The organism is Kitasatospora sp. NPDC043950, from assembly GCF_056435345.1.
This window is the reverse complement of sequence record NZ_JBWKER010000053.1, coordinates 1-17,395: the sequence shown is the minus strand read 5'-3', so window position 1 is coordinate 17,395 and position 17,395 is coordinate 1. Positions and strand designations below refer to the sequence as shown.

10 protein-coding genes are annotated in these 17,395 nt (G+C 77.0%); 9 read left to right on the top strand and 1 reads right to left on the bottom strand.

Annotation, left to right across the window (positions count from 1 at the left end; all coding sequences use genetic code 11):
* Nucleotides 1-30 precede the first annotated feature (30 nt).
* The gene (locus AC07BF_RS29570) at nucleotides 31-993 is read right to left on the bottom strand and encodes a LysR family transcriptional regulator (protein ID WP_363582747.1); all 963 of its coding nucleotides are present in this window, start codon (nucleotides 991-993) and stop codon (nucleotides 31-33) included.
* 71 nt (nucleotides 994-1,064) lie between these two features.
* On the opposite strand from AC07BF_RS29570, the gene AC07BF_RS29565 reads away from it, so the two are divergent.
* From AC07BF_RS29565 to AC07BF_RS29525, 9 genes are all read left to right on the top strand, one after another.
* Nucleotides 1,065-1,718, top strand: a complete 654-nt coding sequence (locus AC07BF_RS29565) for a maleylpyruvate isomerase family mycothiol-dependent enzyme (RefSeq protein WP_363582749.1) — start codon at nucleotides 1,065-1,067, stop codon at nucleotides 1,716-1,718.
* A gap of 228 nt (nucleotides 1,719-1,946) precedes the next feature.
* Nucleotides 1,947-3,035: a PP2C family protein-serine/threonine phosphatase gene (locus AC07BF_RS29560; RefSeq protein ID WP_478334144.1), complete on the top strand. Its 1,089-nt coding sequence runs from the start codon at nucleotides 1,947-1,949 to the stop codon at nucleotides 3,033-3,035.
* Between the two features lie 389 nt (nucleotides 3,036-3,424).
* Nucleotides 3,425-4,717 (top strand): MFS transporter, encoded by a 1,293-nt coding sequence (locus tag AC07BF_RS29555; protein WP_363582753.1) that lies wholly within the window; start codon nucleotides 3,425-3,427, stop codon nucleotides 4,715-4,717.
* Between the two features lie 74 nt (nucleotides 4,718-4,791).
* Nucleotides 4,792-6,066, top strand: coding sequence for a non-ribosomal peptide synthetase (locus tag AC07BF_RS29550; RefSeq protein WP_363633539.1), 1,275 nt, complete (start codon nucleotides 4,792-4,794; stop codon nucleotides 6,064-6,066).
* A 320-nt stretch (nucleotides 6,067-6,386) separates the two neighbouring features.
* Nucleotides 6,387-9,497: a non-ribosomal peptide synthetase gene (locus tag AC07BF_RS29545; RefSeq protein ID WP_478334143.1), complete on the top strand. Its 3,111-nt coding sequence runs from the start codon at nucleotides 6,387-6,389 to the stop codon at nucleotides 9,495-9,497.
* A complete protein-coding gene (locus AC07BF_RS29540) occupies nucleotides 9,494-10,669 on the top strand; it encodes an acyl-CoA dehydrogenase family protein (protein ID WP_363582759.1) in 1,176 nt (391 codons plus the stop codon). Before AC07BF_RS29545 ends, AC07BF_RS29540 begins: the two co-directional genes overlap by 4 nt.
* 47 nt (nucleotides 10,670-10,716) lie before the next feature.
* Nucleotides 10,717-12,510, top strand: coding sequence for an AMP-binding protein (locus AC07BF_RS29535; RefSeq protein ID WP_363582761.1), 1,794 nt, complete (start codon nucleotides 10,717-10,719; stop codon nucleotides 12,508-12,510).
* 74 nt (nucleotides 12,511-12,584) lie between these two features.
* Nucleotides 12,585-14,402, top strand: a complete 1,818-nt coding sequence (locus AC07BF_RS29530) for a non-ribosomal peptide synthetase (protein ID WP_363633533.1) — start codon at nucleotides 12,585-12,587, stop codon at nucleotides 14,400-14,402.
* Nucleotides 14,399-17,284 (top strand): condensation domain-containing protein, encoded by a 2,886-nt coding sequence (locus tag AC07BF_RS29525; protein ID WP_478334142.1) that lies wholly within the window; start codon nucleotides 14,399-14,401, stop codon nucleotides 17,282-17,284. The genes AC07BF_RS29530 and AC07BF_RS29525 overlap by 4 nt, the downstream gene beginning before the upstream one ends.
* The last annotated feature ends 111 nt before the right edge of the window (nucleotides 17,285-17,395 follow it).

Below are 17,395 nucleotides of genomic sequence, written 5' to 3'. Positions count from 1 at the left end.
CGGCCTGCGGAGGACGGACCCCCGGCAGCGTCAGGTGCGGGCCCCCGGGCCCGGATAGGACGTCCGCAAGTGGCCCAGGAGCGCGGCCGTGGGCGGCGCGGTGGGGCGGCCGGTCGGCCAGGCCAGCGCGATCCGCACCAGCGGGACGGGGTCGGTGAGCGGCCGGATCCGCAGCCCGGCGGCGGGCGGCGGATCCGGCAGCACGGCCACGCCCAGCCCGTGCGCGGCGAGTTCGGCCAGCTGCGGCGGGGCGGACGCCTCGACCGCGACCGTGGGGCGTGCCCCGGCCGCGGCCAGGGCCTGCTCCAGTGCCGTCCGCAGGCCGGTGCCGCGCGGGGTGCTCACCAGGGCGTGCCCGGCCAGTGCGGCGACCGGCAGGGGGCCGTCCGGTCCGCCGGCCAGCGGGTGGTGCCCGGTGAAGGCGGCGACCAGCGGGGCTTCCAGCACGGTGTGCAGGGCGAGCCCGGCCAGCGTCCGCCAGCCGTCGTCGTCGTCCCGTCCGCTCGCGGTGGTGGGCAGGCCGATCACGGCGAGGTCCAACCGCCCCTCGCGCAGGGCGCCGAGCATCCGCGCGGTACCGTCCTCGGCCAGCGAGAGGTCGATGCCCGGGTGGTCGCGGCGGAACGCGGCGAGCGTGGTGGCGAGTCCGGGAAGGCCGTCCGCCCCGGCCGGCGGGACAGGACCCAGGGCTGCCCCGGAGACCAGCCCGAGCCGGACGTGCCCGCGCCGCAGTCCGCCGAAGTCCTGCGCCGTCTGCCGCGCCGCCGCGGCGGAGGCGAGCGCCGCCCGCGCGTGCGGGAGCACCGCCTCGCCGACCGGGGTGAGCCGGACGCCGCGCCCGCCGCGGTCCAGCAGCCGGTGGCCCAATTCCTTCTCCAGCTGCCGGATCTGGGCGCTGACCCCGGGCTGGGTGAGGTGCAGCAGTTCGGCGGCGCGGGTGAAGCTGCCCTGCTGGGCCACGGTGACGAAGTACTGGAGCTGCCGGAGTTCCATAACTTCTGATGATAGGTGGAAGAACTCCCCGGTCTTGGACGTCCGGAGGGTCCCGGCCGCAGGCTGGAGGCATGGGAACCGTGCAGCACGACCAGGCCGTCGACTGGGTCCGCGAGCAGATCGCGGCCGAACGCCGGGAACTCGCCGAGGTGTTCACCACCTTCTCCCCGGACCAGTGGAACTCCCCTTCGCTGTGCGCAGGTTGGCGCGTTCGCGAGGTCGCCGCCCACATGAGCACCGGCTTCCGCCACTCCACCGCCCGCAGTCTCGCGGACCTCATGCGGGCCGGCGGCTCCCTCCACCGGATGACCGACCGGGTGGCGCGCCGCGACGCCGCCGCCCTCACCGACCGCCAACTCGCCGCCGCTCTCGCCGACCACGCCGAACACCCCTGGCGCCCCCCGGTCGGCGGCCGGATCGCCGCCCTCGCCCACGACGTCGTGCACGGCCTCGACATCACCACCGCGCTCGGCCTGCCCTCGCGCCTACCGCTGCCTCGGGTCACCGCCCTGCTCGCCACCGTCTCCCGGCGCAGCCTGCGCTTCTTCGGCGCCCGACTCGACGGTGTCCACCTGCGGGCCACCGACACCGCCTGGGCGTACGGCGAGGGCCCGGCCGTGGTGGAGGGCCGGGCCGAACACCTCCTGCTGCTCACCTACGGGCGCCGGCTGCCGCCCGGCCTCCTCACCGGCCCGGGCGCGGGGCGGTTCACCCTGGACGGGTAGCGGGCGCGTCCGCTCTCGCGTGCCCGGCCGTCGGCGGGAGCGCCGTGCGGGTGCCGGAGCAGATCACCGGGCTGACCCACGGTCCCGCCCCGGCCCCGGTGGCCGAGGGGCGCCACCGCGCGGTTCGCTCCCCGCGGCGCAGTCGGGCGCGCGCGGGGGCGCGCAGGGGTGGCTAGGATCGGAATCGCCCATTCCGGATAGGCGGTGAGACGGGAAGCAAGGTCTCCGATGGCCCCGAGGTCCGAGCAGTGGCCGCCGTACGTGCGGTTCGCGCCGTGGTTGCTGATCGTCGCCGGGCTCGTCTGGAACTCCCTGGATCCCGCCGATTACTGGGGCGACCCGCTCCTCGCGGCCGCCGCCGTCCTGACCGGCGCCCTGCTGACCTTGCGGGACACCCTCGCGGTGGGCGTCGCCAATGTGACCGGCATCCTCGTGCTGGCCGTGCGGGACGGCTCGATCGGCACCCAGGACGGCTACCTGGAGCTGGTGAACACGGCCTTCGCCGCGCTGCTCGGCGTCTGGGTCAACCGCGTCGTCGCCCGGCACGGGGAGCGGCTGGCGCAGGTGCGGTCGGTGGCCGAGGCCGCCCAGCGGGCGGTGCTGCCCGAGCCGCCCGCGCGAGTGGGCCGACTGTCGGTCGCCGCCTGCTACCGGGCGGCGCAGACCGAGGCGCTGATCGGCGGCGACGCGTACGCGCTGCAGGCGACCCCGTACGGCGTACGGGTGCTGATCGCGGACGTGCGGGGCAAGGGGCTGCAGGCGGTCGGCGCGGTGTCGGTGCTGCTCGGCGCGTTCCGGGAGGACGCCCACCGGGCGCCGGACCTCGCGGCGCTGGCCGACGGGCTGGAGCGGGCGCTGACCCGGGAGAGCACGCTGCTGGCCGAGGAGGTGCGGCTGGAGGGGTTCATCACGGCGCTGCTGGTCGAGTTCCCGCAGGGTGAGGACGTCGTGCGCACGCTCGACTGCGGGCACCCGGGACCGTACCTGCTGGGCGGGCCGGAGGCGGTGCGCCGGCTGGATGCCGCCGACCCGGGGCTGCCGCTCGGGATGGGCTCGCTGGGCGTGGCCCGGCCGGCGCCGGAGACCCGGCCGTTCCCGCCGGGGTGCACGCTGCTGCTGGTGACCGACGGGGTGACGGAGGCCCGGGACGCGGCCGGGGAGTTCTACGATCCGCTGCTCGCCCTCGGCCCGCTCGGCCCGTTCGACGGTCCCCAGGAGGCCGTCGACGCGCTGGTGGCGGACGTGGAGCGGTGGACGGGCGGGCCGCGGGACGACGACATGGCGGTGCTGGCGGTGACCTGCCGGGAGGCGGACTGAGCGGCGGGGCCCGGTCCGGCCCGTTCGGCGGCGCGGGTGCTTCTTCCCACGGCCTCCCGCGACGCGGCCGATATCACGATCAGATGACGGACAGTCAGTGTTTCGCATGATCCAGCCAAGTTGAGTGACGGCGTCCGGTGGCCGGAATGCGAATGCCCGCATAGCGGACGGCGAATTGGACGTGCGGGGCCCGCGGTGCGCCGGGTGGCCGTGCGAGTGGTCCGCCCCAGGTCGGCGGCCTGCGCGGACGTCCCGGCGGGAGCGTGCTCGGTCGTATGGGGTCCGTAAGGGCGGGTCGCGGGAGTGGCGCGATCCGGCCGACCCGTGGTTCGTCCGGAAACGGACGCGATGCTTGCCCAGTAGCGAAGTGGTGACCGAAAGTCGCACTGATGAACGAGACGCCAAGCCCCCGCCGCGACCGCCTGCTCGGCCACCGCGACTTCCGACTCCTGCTCACCGGAGCCGCGACGGCCCAGACGGGCAGCCAGGTGACCCTGGTCGCGCTCCCGTTGGTGGCGGTGATGGTGCTCGACGCCACACCCTTCGAGGTCGGCCTGCTGACCGCCGCCGAGACCGCCGCGTTCCTACTGGTCGGCCTGCCGGCCGGCGCCTGGCTGGACCGGATGCGCAAGCTCCCGGTGCTGATCCGCGCCGACGTGGTGCGCTGCCTCGCCGTCGGGTCGATCCCGCCGGCCGCCGCGCTCGGCGTGCTGACCATGGCCCAGCTCTACCTGGTGGCGCTGGTCACCGGGGTGGCGACGGTCTTCTTCGACGTCGCCCACCAGTCCTTCCTGCCGTCCGTCCTGCCGCGCGAGCAACTGGTCGGGGGCAACGGCGCGATCGAGACGGTCCGCTCCTCGGCGCAGATCGTCGGGCCCGGGCTCGGCGGCGGCCTGGTCCAACTGCTCGGCGCGTCGCTCGCCATCGTGGCCGACGCCGTCGGCTACCTCGCCTCCGCCCTGCTGCTCGCCCGGATCCGGGTCGAGGAGCCCCGACCGGAGCCGGCGCCCGGACGGTCGCTGCGTGCCGAGGTCGCCGAGGGCGTGCGCTTCGTGCTCGGGCACCCGCTGCTGCGCGCGATCGCCGCCGCGACCGCCGTGTCCAACCTGTTCGCCGCCGTGCTGGCGGCCGTGCAGACGGTGTTCTGGGTGCGGGTGCTCGACCTCGCGCCGGGCGCCATCGGTCTGCTGCTGTCGGCCTCCGCCGTCGGCGGCCTGGCCGGGGCGCTGTGCGCGGGGCGGCTGGCGGCGTGGCTCGGCCAGGCCCGGCTGATCTGGCTCGCCACCGTGGTGACGGCGCCGTTCGCGCTGCTGTGGCCGCTGTCCGGCCGGGGCGCGGGCGTGGTGCTGTTCGGAATCGCCTCGGCGGTGGTGCTGTTCGGCGCGGTGGCCTACAACGTCGCCCAGGTGAGCTTCCGGCAGAGCCTGTGCCCGCCGGAGCTGCTCGGCCGGATGAACGCCACCATGCGCTTCCTGGTCTGGGGCACGCTGCCGATCGGCGCGCTCGTCGGCGGCACCGTCGCCGACGCGGCCGGACCGCGCGCCGCGCTGTGGCTGTGCGCGGCGGGCTTCCTGCTCGTCCCGGTGCCGCTGCTGCTGTCGCCGCTGCGCCGGCTGCGGGACCTCCCGGCGGACACCGCCGCCACGGCCGGGGAGGAGCCCGTCGCGAGCCCCGCCGCCTGACGCACCCGGCCGCCCGACGAGCCCCGCCGCCTGACGTCCGAACCGAACCGAAACCGGAAACCGGAGACCGTTCCGTGCACGCCAGCATCACCGCCGCCTACCTCGCCCGGTACCGTTCCGCCGCCGCCGACTCCCCGATGGACCTGCTCCCGCTCACCGGCGCCCAGCGGCGCTTCCTGATCACCCGCAGGCTCGCGCCGCAGGGCCGGCCCGATGTCGTCCCGCTGTTCCACGCCTACCCGGGCGGCACCCTCGACCTGCCCCGGCTGGCCCGCGCCGCCGCCGCCACCGCCGCCCGGCACCCGGCGCTGTGCGGCGGCTTCGGGACGGTGCGCGGCACGCCCGTCCTGCGGGTCGGCGCCCCCTCGGCCGAGGCCGCCCGGATCGCCGTCCCGCCCGGCGGCACCGCCCGCTCCGCCCTGCGCGAGGCACTGCTGGACTGGCCCGCCGACGGGCCCGCGCTGCGCCTGCTGGTGGCCCGGGAGCCGGACGGCGAGGAGGAACTGCTCGCCCTCGCGGTGGACCACGCCGCCTGCGACGAGCAGTCGCTCGGCATCCTCACCGCCGACCTCACCGACGCCTACGCCCGGGACGACCACGCCCAGGAGGCCGTCGCCGCCCCCGACCAGGACGCCCTGGCGGCCTACCGGGAGGCCGTCGAACGGCAACTGGCCGCCGAGGACGCCGCCGGCGGCCCCGCCGCACAGGCCCACTGGGGCCGCAGGCTCGGCGGCGTCACCGGGACGGGCGGGGGAGCGGCCGGCTCCACCGGCATGCTCAGCCACCGGCTGCCCGCCGCCGAGGGGGCCGCTCGCACCGCTATCTTCCCCGCCCTGCTGGACGCCACCGCGGCCGCCGCCCACCGGCTGCACCGGACCGACGGGCAGCTCGCCCTCGGCTACCCGTGGGGCGGCCGCCCGCCGGGTGCGCCCGCCGCGCTCGGCTGTTTCCTCAACACCCTGGTGCACCCCGCCGCACCCGGCGCGGCCGCCGCCCTGGAGGACCTCGCCGACGCCTGGTGGGACGACCTCGACCACGCCGACACCCCGTTCGACGAGGTGGTCCGGGCCGCCCGCACCGCCGGCGCCCCGTGGACGGGCGCCCTGGACGGCATGCTCACCCTGGAGGACCTGCACCGCCGCCCGCCGCTGGTGTTCGGCGGCGTGCCCGGCCGGGAGACCCACCTGGCCGGGCGGCCGCTCGCCGCGCCGTTCGCGGTCGCCGCCTCGCACGGCGACGACCTGCTGGTGCGCCTCGCCTGGGACCGCGAGCGGTTCCCCGAGGACGCCGCCACCGCCGCCTTCGACGACCTGCTCGCCACGCTGCGCCGCCACCTGCGGGCGGCCTGACCCGCCCCGGCCTGACCCCGCCCCCCGGCCTGACCTCGCGTCGGACGCCTGATCCGCACGCCCGCTCCGGACGCCTGATCCGCACCCGACCCGAAGCCGCCCCGGACCCGACCCGAAGCCGTACCGGACCTGCACCGGACGTCCGCATCAGGACGCCCGCCCCGGACGCCTGACCCGCCCCGGACCGAAGCCGCCACCGAGCCCCCACACCGACCGCCGGGCCGCGCCACCACCCCGGCGTGCCCGGAACCAGGGCCGGGCCATCCACGCCCGCCCCGCCACCACAGGGCCAACACGCCCACCACACAAGGGAGTCACCGATGTTTGCGCTCTCCTCCTCGCAGGAGATCGTCTGGCTGCACGAGCAGATGCTGCCCGGCAGTCGTGCGTACAACTTCACCGCCGTGCTCGACCTCTGGGGCACCCTCGACGAGGACGCGTTGCACGCCGGACTGGCCGCCGTCCTCGCACACCACCCGGGCCTGCGCCTGGAACTGGTCGCCCGCCCGGAGGGCCTGCCCGGCCAGCGGGTCGCCGAGCACTGCGAACCGACGCTGCGCCGCAGCGACTTCGCCGCCGAGGCCGACCCGGAGGCCACCTTCCGCGAGCTGCTGGCCGCCGAGGCCGAGGAGCCGGTGGACACCGAGAAGGCGCCGGTGCTGCGCTGGCACCTGGTGCGCCTCGGCACGGACCACCACCGGCTGATCCACGTCGAGCACCACCTCGTCCACGACGGCCACTCCTTCGCGATCCTGCTGCGTGACCTGTTCACCGTCTACCGCGCCCACGTCCTCGGCGAGCCCTACCAACTGCCCGAGGCGCCCTCGTACGAGCAGCACGCCCGCACGGCCGTCGACCCGGACGCCCGTGAGCGCGCGCTCGCCTTCTGGCTGCGGGAGCTGGCCGACGCCCCGCGCGAGGTCACCCTCCCCGGGCTGGCCAACCCCGGCGCGGTGCGCCGCCACCGCGGCGGCCAGATGCGCCAGGCGATCGGCGCCGACCTCGCCGAGCGGCTGCGCAGCCGCAGCAAGGAGGACGGGCACACCCCGTTCAGCACCCTGCTCACGCTCTTCGCCGAACTGCTGCGCCGGCACTCCGGGCACCGCGAACTCGTCGTCGGCACCGCCGTCGGCAACCGCCCGGAGGGCTTCGAGGGCACCGTCGGCATGTTCGTGAACACCGTGCCGCTGCACCTGCGGCTGGACCCGGCCGCCCCCGGCACCGAGGCCGTCGACGAGGTGACCGACGTCCTGCTGCGTGCGCTGCCGTACCAGGACCTGCCGGTCCAGGAGCTGACCCGCCGGCTCGGCCTGCACACCGGCGGCGCCGACAACCCGCTGTTCAACGTGATGTTCAGCGCGCACGACGCCGCGCTGCCGGACGTCCAGGCGCCCGGTCTCGAAGTCTCGCTGTACGAGGGCTTCAACACCGGCACCACCCGCTTCGACCTCGACCTGGTGCTGCTGCCCGACGACCGCCGGGTGGTCGGCGAGAAGCACGGCGGCGCCGGGATGACCCTGGTCTGGGACTACGACGCCGACCTGTTCGGCGAGGCCGAGGCCACCCTGCTGGCCGACCGCCTGCTCCAGCTGCTGCGCTGCTACCTCGACCGGCCCGAGGCCACGCTCGCCGCGCTCGACCCCGCCCCGGCCGCCGAACCCGCCATCGCCGTCGCCCGGGCCGGTCTCGACCCGGCCGCCGCCCACGACCCCACGGCCATCGCGATGATCGCCGGCACCGAGCGCCTCAGCTACGGCGAGCTCGACCGCCGCGTCACCCAGCTGGCCGAACGCCTGCGCGCCGCCGGCGTCACCCCCGGCCAGCCGGTCGCCGCCGTGCTGCCGCGCGGCGTGGACAGCGTCGTCGCCCTGCTCGCCTGCCTGCGGTACGGCGCCGTGTACGCGCCGCTGTCCGCCGAGGACCCGGCCACCCGGCTCGGCCTGCTGCTGGACCGGCTGGCCCCGGCCCTGGTGCTGGCCACCCGGCAGAGCGCGCTCGCCCTGCCCGCCGAGGGCGTCACCCCCGCGCTGCTGGACGGCCCGGCCTTCCCCAAGGCCGAGCCCGCCGCCGTGCTGGACGGCGCCGCCTACCTGATCCACACCTCCGGCTCCACCGGCGTGCCCAAGCCCGTCCTGGTCGGCCGCGACGCGCTCGCCGGGTACGTCGCCGCGATCGCCGCCCGCTACGAACTGACCACCGCCGACCGGGTGCTGCTGTTCGCCCGCCCGTCCTTCGACGTGGCGCTGGAGGAGGTGCTGCCCGCGCTGGCCGCCGGCGCCGCCCTGGTCGTGCCGCAGCGCGAGGTGCCCACCGGGCCCGAGCTCGTCGCCGTGCTCGCCGCCCGCGGCGTCACCGTCGCCAACCTGCCGACCAGCTACCTGCTCGCCGTCCGCGAGGACCTGCGCGAAGCGCTGCGCGACGGCCGCTGGACGCCCCGGCTGCTCGTCCTCGGCGGCGAGCGCCTGCCCGCCCGCGCGCTGGCCGGCCTGACCGAGGCGACCACCGTGCTGAACGCCTACGGCGTCACCGAGGCCACCGTCACCTCCACCGTGTACGAGGTCACCGCCGCCGACGTGGCCGAGGACGGCGAGATCCCGCTCGGCGCGGAACTGGACGGCGTGCGCCTGCACGTCCTGGACGAGGCGCTGCGCCCGCTCCCGGCCGGCTGTGTCGGCGAACTCGCCGTCAGCGGAGACCTGTTGGCCGATGGCTACCTCGGCCTGCCGGAGCCGACCGCGGCCCGCTTCGTCACCGTGCCCGCCCTCGGCGGCGAGCGCGTCTACCGCACCGGCGACCGCGGCTACCGCGACCTGCGCGGCCGGCTGTGCTTCCTCGGCCGCGCCGACAACCAGGTCAAGCTCCGCGGCCACCGGATCGAACTGGAGGAGATCGAGGCCGCGGCCTCCGCCGAACTCGGCGGGCGCTCCTGCGCGGTGGTGCTGCACACCGACCCGCAGGCCGGCCCGCGCCTGATCGGCTTCCTGGAGGGCGCCGACCGCCCCGACCAGGCCGCCCTGCACGCGGCGCTCGCCCAGCGGCTGCCCGGCGGGCTCGTCCCCGCGACCTGGACGGCCGTCGAGACGATGCCCACCCTGCCCGGCGGCAAGCCCGACCGCGCCGCCCTCGCCCGGCTCGCCGACGAGGCCCCCGCCCAGGAGGCCGCCCCGGCCGCCGAGAGCGCCTTCGCCGACCCCGGCCAGGAACTGATCGCCGCCGCCTGGCGCGAGGTGCTCGGCCACGACCGCTTCACCGCCGAGTCCCACTTCTTCGAGGTCGGCGGCCACTCGCTGCTCGCCGCCCAGCTCGCCGCCTGGCTGGAGCCGCACCTCGGCAGCCGCCCGCCGCTGCGCACCCTGTTCCGCCACGCCGTCCTGGCCGACCAGGCCAGCGCGCTCACCGGCCAGCACCCCGGAAAGGCAGACCGCGCATGACCGCCCCCTCCGCCGTCCTCGAAGACGGCCACCGCGAACTCGTCGACGCGTTCGAGAGCTTCGTCCGCCGCGAGCTCGTCCCGCTGGCCGCCGAACTGCCCGAGACCGCCGACGAGGTGCCCGCCGAACTGCGCGCCTACGTCCGCAAGCGTTCCGCCGCGCTCGGCTTCTACGCCGGCGACTACCCCGAGGAACTCGGCGGCGCCGACATGCCGTTCACCGCCGTCGTCCTGCTGCACCACGCCGCCGGGCGCAGCGGCTGCCCGCTCGCGCCGTACGCCCTGGCCGGCTCCGACGGCCCCAGCCCGCTGCTGCGGCACGGCACCCCCGAGCAGATCGAGCGCCACCTCGTGCCGCTGGTGCGCGGCGAGCAGACCCGCTGCCTCGCCCTCACCGAGCCGCACGCCGGCTCCGACGCGTTCCGCCTCACCACCACCGCCGTGCGCACCGCCGACGGCTGGGTGCTGAACGGCCGCAAGACCTTCGTCAGCAACGCCGACCGGGCCGGCCTGGTGCTCGTCGTCACCGCCACCGACCTCGGCGAGGGAGCCGGGCCCACCGCCGGCGCCACCGCCTTCGTCCTCCCGATCGACCAGCCCGGCCTGCGGATCGGCCAGCGCTACGAGGGCATGTCCGGCGAACCGCTGTTCGAGCTGCTGCTCGACCAGGTCACCGTCTCCACCGACGCCGTGATCGGCGGCGAGGAGGGCGTCGGCGCGGCCACCGCCCTCGCCATGGACAGCCTCTCCCGGGGCCGCCTGGTCGTCGCCGCGATGTGCAACGGCATCGCCGAGTACGCGCTGCGCATGGGCGTCGAGTACGCCCGCGAGCGGCGCGCCTTCGGCAAGGTCATCGGCGAGTACCAGCACGTCCAGGAACACCTGGTGGCCACCCGGGCCGAGGTGGAGTGCTCCAAGCTGCTCACCCTCGCCTGCGCCCGGCTGGTCGACGACGGCACCGAGGCGCCGGAGAACGCGGCGCTCGCCAAGCTCACCGCCTCCGAGACCGCCGTGCGCGCGGTGGACCGCTCGCTCCAGGTGCACGGCGCCACCGGCTGGGTGCGCGGCCACCCGCTGGAGTTCCTGTACCGCTACGTGCGGATGACCACGATCATCGAGGGGACCTCCGAGGTCCAGAAGGTGATCATCGCCCGCTCCATGGGCCTGAACTGACAGTCCGTCAACGGCCTGTCAACGGCCTGAACCACCTGGAGACGATGATGGAAACCCTGAGCATCGAATACGGTCGCCCGCACCAGGACGGCGCGGTCCTCGACCTGTTCGCCACCTGGGTGCACCGGACCCCGGACGCGCCCGCCCTGATCGACGGCGCCCGCACCTACAGCTACGCCGAACTCGACCGCCTCGCCGACACGGTGGCCGCGGCGCTGCGCGACCGGATCCGCCCCGGCGACCTGGTCGGCGTCTGCCTCGGCCACTCCGCCGCCCTGGCCGCCGTCACCCTCGCCACCGCCAAGCTCGGCGCCGTCCACCTGCCGCTCGGCCCGCGCCCCGGCGAGCGCCGGCTCCAGGCCGTCGCCGAGCAGCTGCGGCCCGCCTGCCTGGTCGGCGACCCGGCCCGACTGCCGCATGGCGGCGAGCAGTTGGCGCTCGACCTGGACCCGGCCAGCGACGTGGTCGCCGCGTTCGTCCCCGGCGAGCAGGTCCACGTGCCCGCCGGCACCCACTACGCGGTGCTCACCTCCGGCTCGACCGGCACCCCCAAGGCCGTCGCCGTCGGCGAACCCGCCCTCGGCGCGCTGCTCCACTGGTACCGCGAGCTGACCGGCCTCGGCCCCGGCGAGCGGCACAGCCTGCTGATCGGCGTGTCCTTCGACCCGCACGTCCTGGAGCTGTGGGCCACCCTCACCTCCGGCGCCGCGCTCACCCTCGCCCCCGAGGCCGTCCGCTGGGACCCGGGCGCGCTCACCGACTGGTGGCGCGAGGCCGGCGTCACCGTCAGCATCCTGCCCACCCCGCTCGCCGAACCGATCCTGGCGCGCGGGTGGCCGGACGGGCTGGCACTGCGCCACCTCACCATCGGCGGCGACCGGCTGCGCCGCGCCCCCGGCCCGGACGTCACCGCGGCCGTCCACAACGCCTACGGTCCCGCCGAGGCCACCGTCACCACCACCGTGCACACCATGGCGCCCGGCCTCGACCACGGCGCCGGCGCACCGCCGATCGGGCTGCCCGTCCCGGGCGCGGTCGTCCTGGTCACCGACGAGGAGGGCCGGCCGGTGCCGCGCGGCCAGGCCGGCGAACTGCGCATCGGCGGCCGGGGCCTGGCCGCCGGCTACCTCGACCCCGAGCTGACCGCCCGGCGCTTCGTCGGCGTGCCGCCCGGCGTGGACGGCATCGACCGGGTCTACCGCAGCGGCGACCGGGTGGTGATGCGCGCCGACGGCGTGCTGGAGTTCCACGGCCGGCTCGACGACCAGGTCAAGGTCAGCGGCGTCCGGGTCGAACCCGCCGAGGTCGAGGCCGCGTTCGAGCGCGACCCGCGGGTGCGCCGGGCCGTGGTGGCCGCGGCCCCGGCGCCCACCGGCGGCGTCCGGCTGCTCGCCTTCGTCCAGACCGTCGAGGGGTCCTCGGCGGCCGACGCCGACGAGCTGCTGGCGGCGGTCCGGCCGTGGCTGCCCGAGCAGGCCGTCCCGTCGGCCGTCCGCCTGGTCGACACCTTCCCGCTGGACGCCAACGGCAAGGTCGACCGCGCCGCCCTGCTCCTCGCCCCGACGGCGGACGAGCCGGTCGCGGCGGAGGAGGGCGCCACGCCCACCGAGCGCACCGTGCTGCGCCTGTGCCGCGACCTGCTCGGCCGCGCGGACCTCGGGCCCGGCGACAACTTCCTCGCCTCGGGCGGCAACTCGCTCGCCGCCGCACGGCTGCTGGAGGCCCTGGAGGAGGAGTGCGGGGTGCGGCTGCGCGCGCCCCTGGTGCTGCGCCAGCCCGACCTGCGGGCCGTCGCCCGGCTGGTGGCGGAACGGCAGCCGACCGCCGCCGCCGCCGTCTGACCGCCCGCCCGCCCGTACGACCTGCGCAGGGCGCCCCGGCCGTTCGCGGCCGGGGCGCCCGGAAGGGACCCACCATGCCCACCGCGACCCTCCCGGACCTGATCGCCCGGCACGCCCAGGAGCGCCCCGACGCCCTCGCCGTGACCGACGGCTCCACCGTTCTGACGTACCGTCAACTCGTCGACTCCTCGGCCCGGCTGGCCGCGACCCTGACCGCCCGGGGAATCGGCGCCGGCAGCGCCGTCGGCCTGCTCTGCGCCCGTTCCACCCGCCTGGTCGTCGCCCAGCTCGCGATCTGGCGGACCGGCGCCCACGTCGTCCCGATCGACCCGGCCTACCCGCGCCAGCGCATCGCCGAGATGACCGGGGACGCCGGAGTCCGGCTCGTCCTCGGCGACAAGACGCTGCTCGCCGAGGCCGGACTCGCCGAGGAGCAGACCCTCGCGCTGACCTCGACCCTCGTCCTGGCCGAGCCCGCCGCCCCGGCCGGGAACGGCCCCGACGCCATCGGTGCGGCCGCCCCCGACGCCGCCGAGCCGGCCGCGCCCGCCCTGCTCTTCTACACCTCGGGCTCCACCGGCCGGCCCAAGGGCGTCATCGTCCCGCACAGCGCCGTCGCCGACCTGGTCACCGCCCAGGACGCGTTCACGCTCGGCCCCCGCGACCGGGTCCTGTTCCACTCCACGATCAGCTTCGACGCCTCCACCTTCGAACTGTGGGCCCCGCTGGCGCGCGGCGCCGCCGTCGCCGTCTCGCCGTCCGACCGGCCCACCGCCGAGGAACTCGTCCGCGACATCGAGCGGTTCGGCGTCACCACCGTGTTCATCACCACCGCCCTGTTCCACCACCTGGCCGCCCGGCAGTCCCGGATCTTCGGTGTGCTGCGCACCCTGGCCGTCGGCGGCGAAGCCCTGTCGCCCGAGTACGCGGGGGCGGTGCTGCGCGCCTTCCCCTGGCTCGAACTCTTCAACGTCTACGGGCCGACCGAGGCCACCACCTTCACCACCCTGCACCGGATCACCCCGGCCGACTGCACCACCGGCCCGGTCCCGATCGGCCGGCCCTTCGGCGGCGCCCGCACCCTCGTCCTCGACCAGGAGCTCGCACCGGTGCCGCCCGGCACCGTCGGCGAACTGTGGATCGCCGGCGGCCGGCTCGCCCAGGGCTACCTGGACCGGCCGGAGCTGACCGCCGAGCGCTTCCGCGACCTGCCCGGCACCGGCCGCGCCTACCGCAGCGGCGACCTCGTCCGCCAACGCCCCGACGGCGCACTGGAGTTCCACGGCCGCACCGACGACCAGGTGAAGGTCCGCGGCTTCCGGATCGAACCCGGCGAGGTCGAGCACGCGCTGCTGCAGTTCCCCGAGGTCGCCGAGGCGGCCGTCGTGGTCCGACGGCCCGGCCACACCGACGCCGCGCTCACCGCCTGCCTGGTCCTCGCCGACGGCAGCCGACCGGCCGTCGAGACCCTCCGTGCCCGGCTCGCCGACCGGCTGCCCGCCCACCTGGTGCCCACTGCCTGGACCGTACTCGCCGCCCTGCCGCTGACCGGTACCGGCAAGATCGACCGCCGCGCCCTCGCCGCCGCCGACGAGACGGCCGCCGACGGACCCGGCACCGCCGCCGCCCTCACCCCGATCCAGCAGGCCGTCGCCACCGCCTGGACCCGCGCCCTGGAACGCCCGATCACCGACCCGGCCGCCGACTTCCTCGCCGAGGGCGGCCACTCGCTGCTCGCCATGTGGGTCGTCGACGACCTCCGCGAGGACCTCGGCGTCGAACTCTCGCTCGCCGACTTCCTCGGCCACCCCACCGTCGCCGGCCAGGCCGACCTGCTCGAACGAGCCCTGCGCGCCGCGCACGACGACACCCCGCAAGGAGCCACCCGATGACCGCCGAGCACCCGGCCGTCGACCAGACCGCCGACCAGGCCGACCTGCTGCGCCGCGCCCGCCGCAACCGCCCCGCCGCGGGCGGGCGCCCGGCGGCCCCGCAGAGCGCGCCGACCGGCCAGGGCGACGGCCCGGCCGGCCCCGCCCCGCTCTCGCACGCCCAGCAGCGGATGTGGCTGATGGACCACCTCGGCCAGGGCGGCGCCCTCTACAACGTCCCGCTCGCCACCCGCCTGCGCGGACCGCTCGACCCCGCCGCCCTCGCCACCGCCCTCACCGGCCTCACCGAGCGCCACGCCGTCCTGCGCACCCGCTACGGCCGCCAGGGCGACCAGCCCCACCAGCAGACCGACCCGGTCACCCCGGTGCCGCTGCGCACGGTGGACGCCACCTGGGAGAACGGCGCCGGGAACAACGCCCCCGCCCTGCTCGCCGCCGAGGCCGCCCGCCCCTTCGACCTCGCCACCGGCCCGGTCCTGCGCGCCCTGCTGCTGCGGCACGGCCCGCAGGACCACACCCTGCTCCTGAACATCCACCACATCGCCGTCGACGGCGGCTCGCTGCCCGTCCTCGCCGCCGACCTGGCCGCCCTCTACGCCGCCGCCCGCGACGGCGTGGCGCCCCAACTCCCGCCGCCCGGACCGTCGTACGCCGAGTACGCCCGCGAGGAGCGCACCCGCGACGCCGAACTCACCAGCGCCGCCGACGCCCGCGCCCGACACCTGGCCGGCGCCCGCCCGCTGGCGCTGCTGCGGCCCACCCCGCCCGGGGCACGCGAGCGCCGGGCCACCCTGCACGCCGCCCCGCTCGCCCCCGCCACCGTGGAGGGCCTGCGCCGGCTCGGCGCCCGGCACGGCGCCACCCTGTTCGCCGTCGTCCTGGCCGCCGCCTTCGCCACCCTGCGCACCGCCGCCGACCAGGCCGACCTCACCCTCGGCTGCGCCAGCGGCCAGCGCCTGCGGCCCGAGCTGCGCCGTACCGTCGGCCTCGGCGTCAACACCCTCGCGGTGCGCGCCGACCTGGCCGGCGATCCCACCTTCACCGAGGTGCTCGGACGGGCCCGGACCGCGCTGCTGGACGCGCAGCAGCACCACGAGATCCCGTTCGACCTGATCGTCGAGCGGCTCGGCGCGGCGGCCCGCGGCGCCGACGGCACCCCGCTGCTGTCCGTCAGCTGCGACCTCGTCCACCCCGCCGAGCCGCTCACGCTGCCCGGCCTCACCGCCGAGGACGTCGAACTCGACCTGGGCCTGGCCAAGTTCGGCCTCGCCCTGCTGGTCGAGGACGGCCCGCAGCCGCGCTGCCTGGTCCAGCACGACCGGGACGCCCTCGACGAGACCACCGCCGAGCAACTGCTCACCGCCTTCGCGGACCTGCTCGCCGCCGTCGCCGCCGACCCCGACCAGTCCCTCTCCGCGCTCCCCGGCACCCGCCTGGCCACCGCCCAGCACCCGGCCCTCGCCGCACTGTCGGCCGACTCCCGGGTGGTCGAGGCGGCCGTCGTCGAGACCGCCGACGGCCCGCCGCTCGCCTATGCCGTGGTGCGCGGCCCGGTCGCCCCGACCGGCGTCGAACTGCGCGCCGCACTGCGCCGCCACCTCGCCCCCGCCCACCTGCCGTCCGCCGTCACCCTGCTGGACCGGCTGCCCCGGCACGCCGACGGAACCCCGGACCGCGGCCGGCTGCCCGGCGCGGCCCCGACCGCCCCCGAGCGGTCCGGCCCGCTCGACACCGTCCGGACGGCCTTCGGCGAACTGCTCGGCACCACCCCGCCCGCCGACGGCGACTTCTTCGCCCTCGGCGGCCACTCCCTGGTCGCCGTCCAGCTCGCCGAACGCCTGCGCACCCGCACCGGCCTGCCGCTCACCGGCCTGGACGTGCTGGAGCAGCGCACCCCGCGCGCCCTCGCCGCCCTGCTCGCCACCCGCGAGGACGAGCGCCGCGCCGCCCCCGCCCGCACCGGCTCCCGCCCGGGTACCCGCACCCGCGCGGGCACCGTGCTGCTCACCGGCGCCACCGGCGGTGTCGGCGCGGCCGTCCTCCAGGAACTGATGGCCCAGGGCCGCCCGGTCCGGACCCTGGTCCGGCCCGAGTCCGCCCACCTGCCCGCCCTGCACGGCGCCGAACTGGCCGAGGGCGACCTCGCCGACCTCGACAGCCTGCGCCGCGCGGTCGAGGGTGTCGACGCCGTCATCCACGCCGCCTGCACCTTCACCGAGCACGCCGTCGACCTCGCCGCGATGCGCGCCCTGGTCGAGGGCTGGCGCGGCGGCCCGTTCGTCTTCGTCAGCAGCATCGACGCCTACGGCCGCCCGTCCGGCACCGACATCCCCGAAGGCGGCCCGACCGGCGAACCGGTCAGCCCCTACGGACAGGCCAAGCTGGACTGCGAGCGCATCCTGTTCGAGGCGGCCGCCACCGGCCGGGGCCCGGCCACCGTGGTCCGCGCCCCGATCGTCTGGGGCCCGCACCAGCGCCTGCGCGACCAGCTCCGCTGGGGCTCCACCGGCGACCTCTACCAGGCCGCCTTGGCCGGCCGCCCGATCGCCCTGCCCGCCCCCGCCCCCGGCGACCGCTCCGCCTGGTACGGCGCCGCCTGGGTGCACTCCGCCGCCCTGGCCCGCGCGCTCGCCGCCTGCGTCGCCGACGGCAACCCGGCGGCCGGCCGGATCGTCAACGCCGTCAACGGGCACGTCTCCTGGGCGGACTTCACCGGCGAGCTCGTGCGCCTGCTCGACTCCGGCAGCCCGCTGGACCTGCGCCCCGACGCCGATCCCGAACTCCGCCGCTCCTGGCACTACCGCGCCGAGACCCTCGCCGCCCCGCTGAGCCCCGAGCCGGGCGAGGACTGGCGCACCGTCCTGGCGGCGATGGTCGGCTGACCTGCACCGCTCCGCGTCGTGGGGGGGGGGGGGGGGGGGGGGGGGGGGGGGGGGGGGGGGGGGGGGGGGGGGGGGGGGGGGGGGGGGGGGGGGGGGGGGGGGGGGGGGGGG

What these genes read in the sequence shown, in the direction of transcription:
- AC07BF_RS29530 (WP_363633533.1), top strand. Translation starts at nt 12,585, where the DNA reads ATGCCCACCGCGACCCTCCCGGACCTGATCGCCCGGCACGCCCAGGAG.
- AC07BF_RS29570 (WP_363582747.1), bottom strand. Translation starts at nt 993, where the DNA reads ATGGAACTCCGGCAGCTCCAGTACTTCGTCACCGTGGCCCAGCAGGGC.
- AC07BF_RS29565 (WP_363582749.1), top strand. Translation starts at nt 1,065, where the DNA reads ATGGGAACCGTGCAGCACGACCAGGCCGTCGACTGGGTCCGCGAGCAG.
- AC07BF_RS29545 (WP_478334143.1), top strand. Translation starts at nt 6,387, where the DNA reads ATGTTTGCGCTCTCCTCCTCGCAGGAGATCGTCTGGCTGCACGAGCAG.
- AC07BF_RS29555 (WP_363582753.1), top strand. Translation starts at nt 3,425, where the DNA reads ATGAACGAGACGCCAAGCCCCCGCCGCGACCGCCTGCTCGGCCACCGC.
- AC07BF_RS29525 (WP_478334142.1), top strand. Translation starts at nt 14,399, where the DNA reads ATGACCGCCGAGCACCCGGCCGTCGACCAGACCGCCGACCAGGCCGAC.
- AC07BF_RS29540 (WP_363582759.1), top strand. Translation starts at nt 9,494, where the DNA reads ATGACCGCCCCCTCCGCCGTCCTCGAAGACGGCCACCGCGAACTCGTC.
- AC07BF_RS29560 (WP_478334144.1), top strand. Translation starts at nt 1,947, where the DNA reads ATGGCCCCGAGGTCCGAGCAGTGGCCGCCGTACGTGCGGTTCGCGCCG.
- AC07BF_RS29535 (WP_363582761.1), top strand. Translation starts at nt 10,717, where the DNA reads ATGGAAACCCTGAGCATCGAATACGGTCGCCCGCACCAGGACGGCGCG.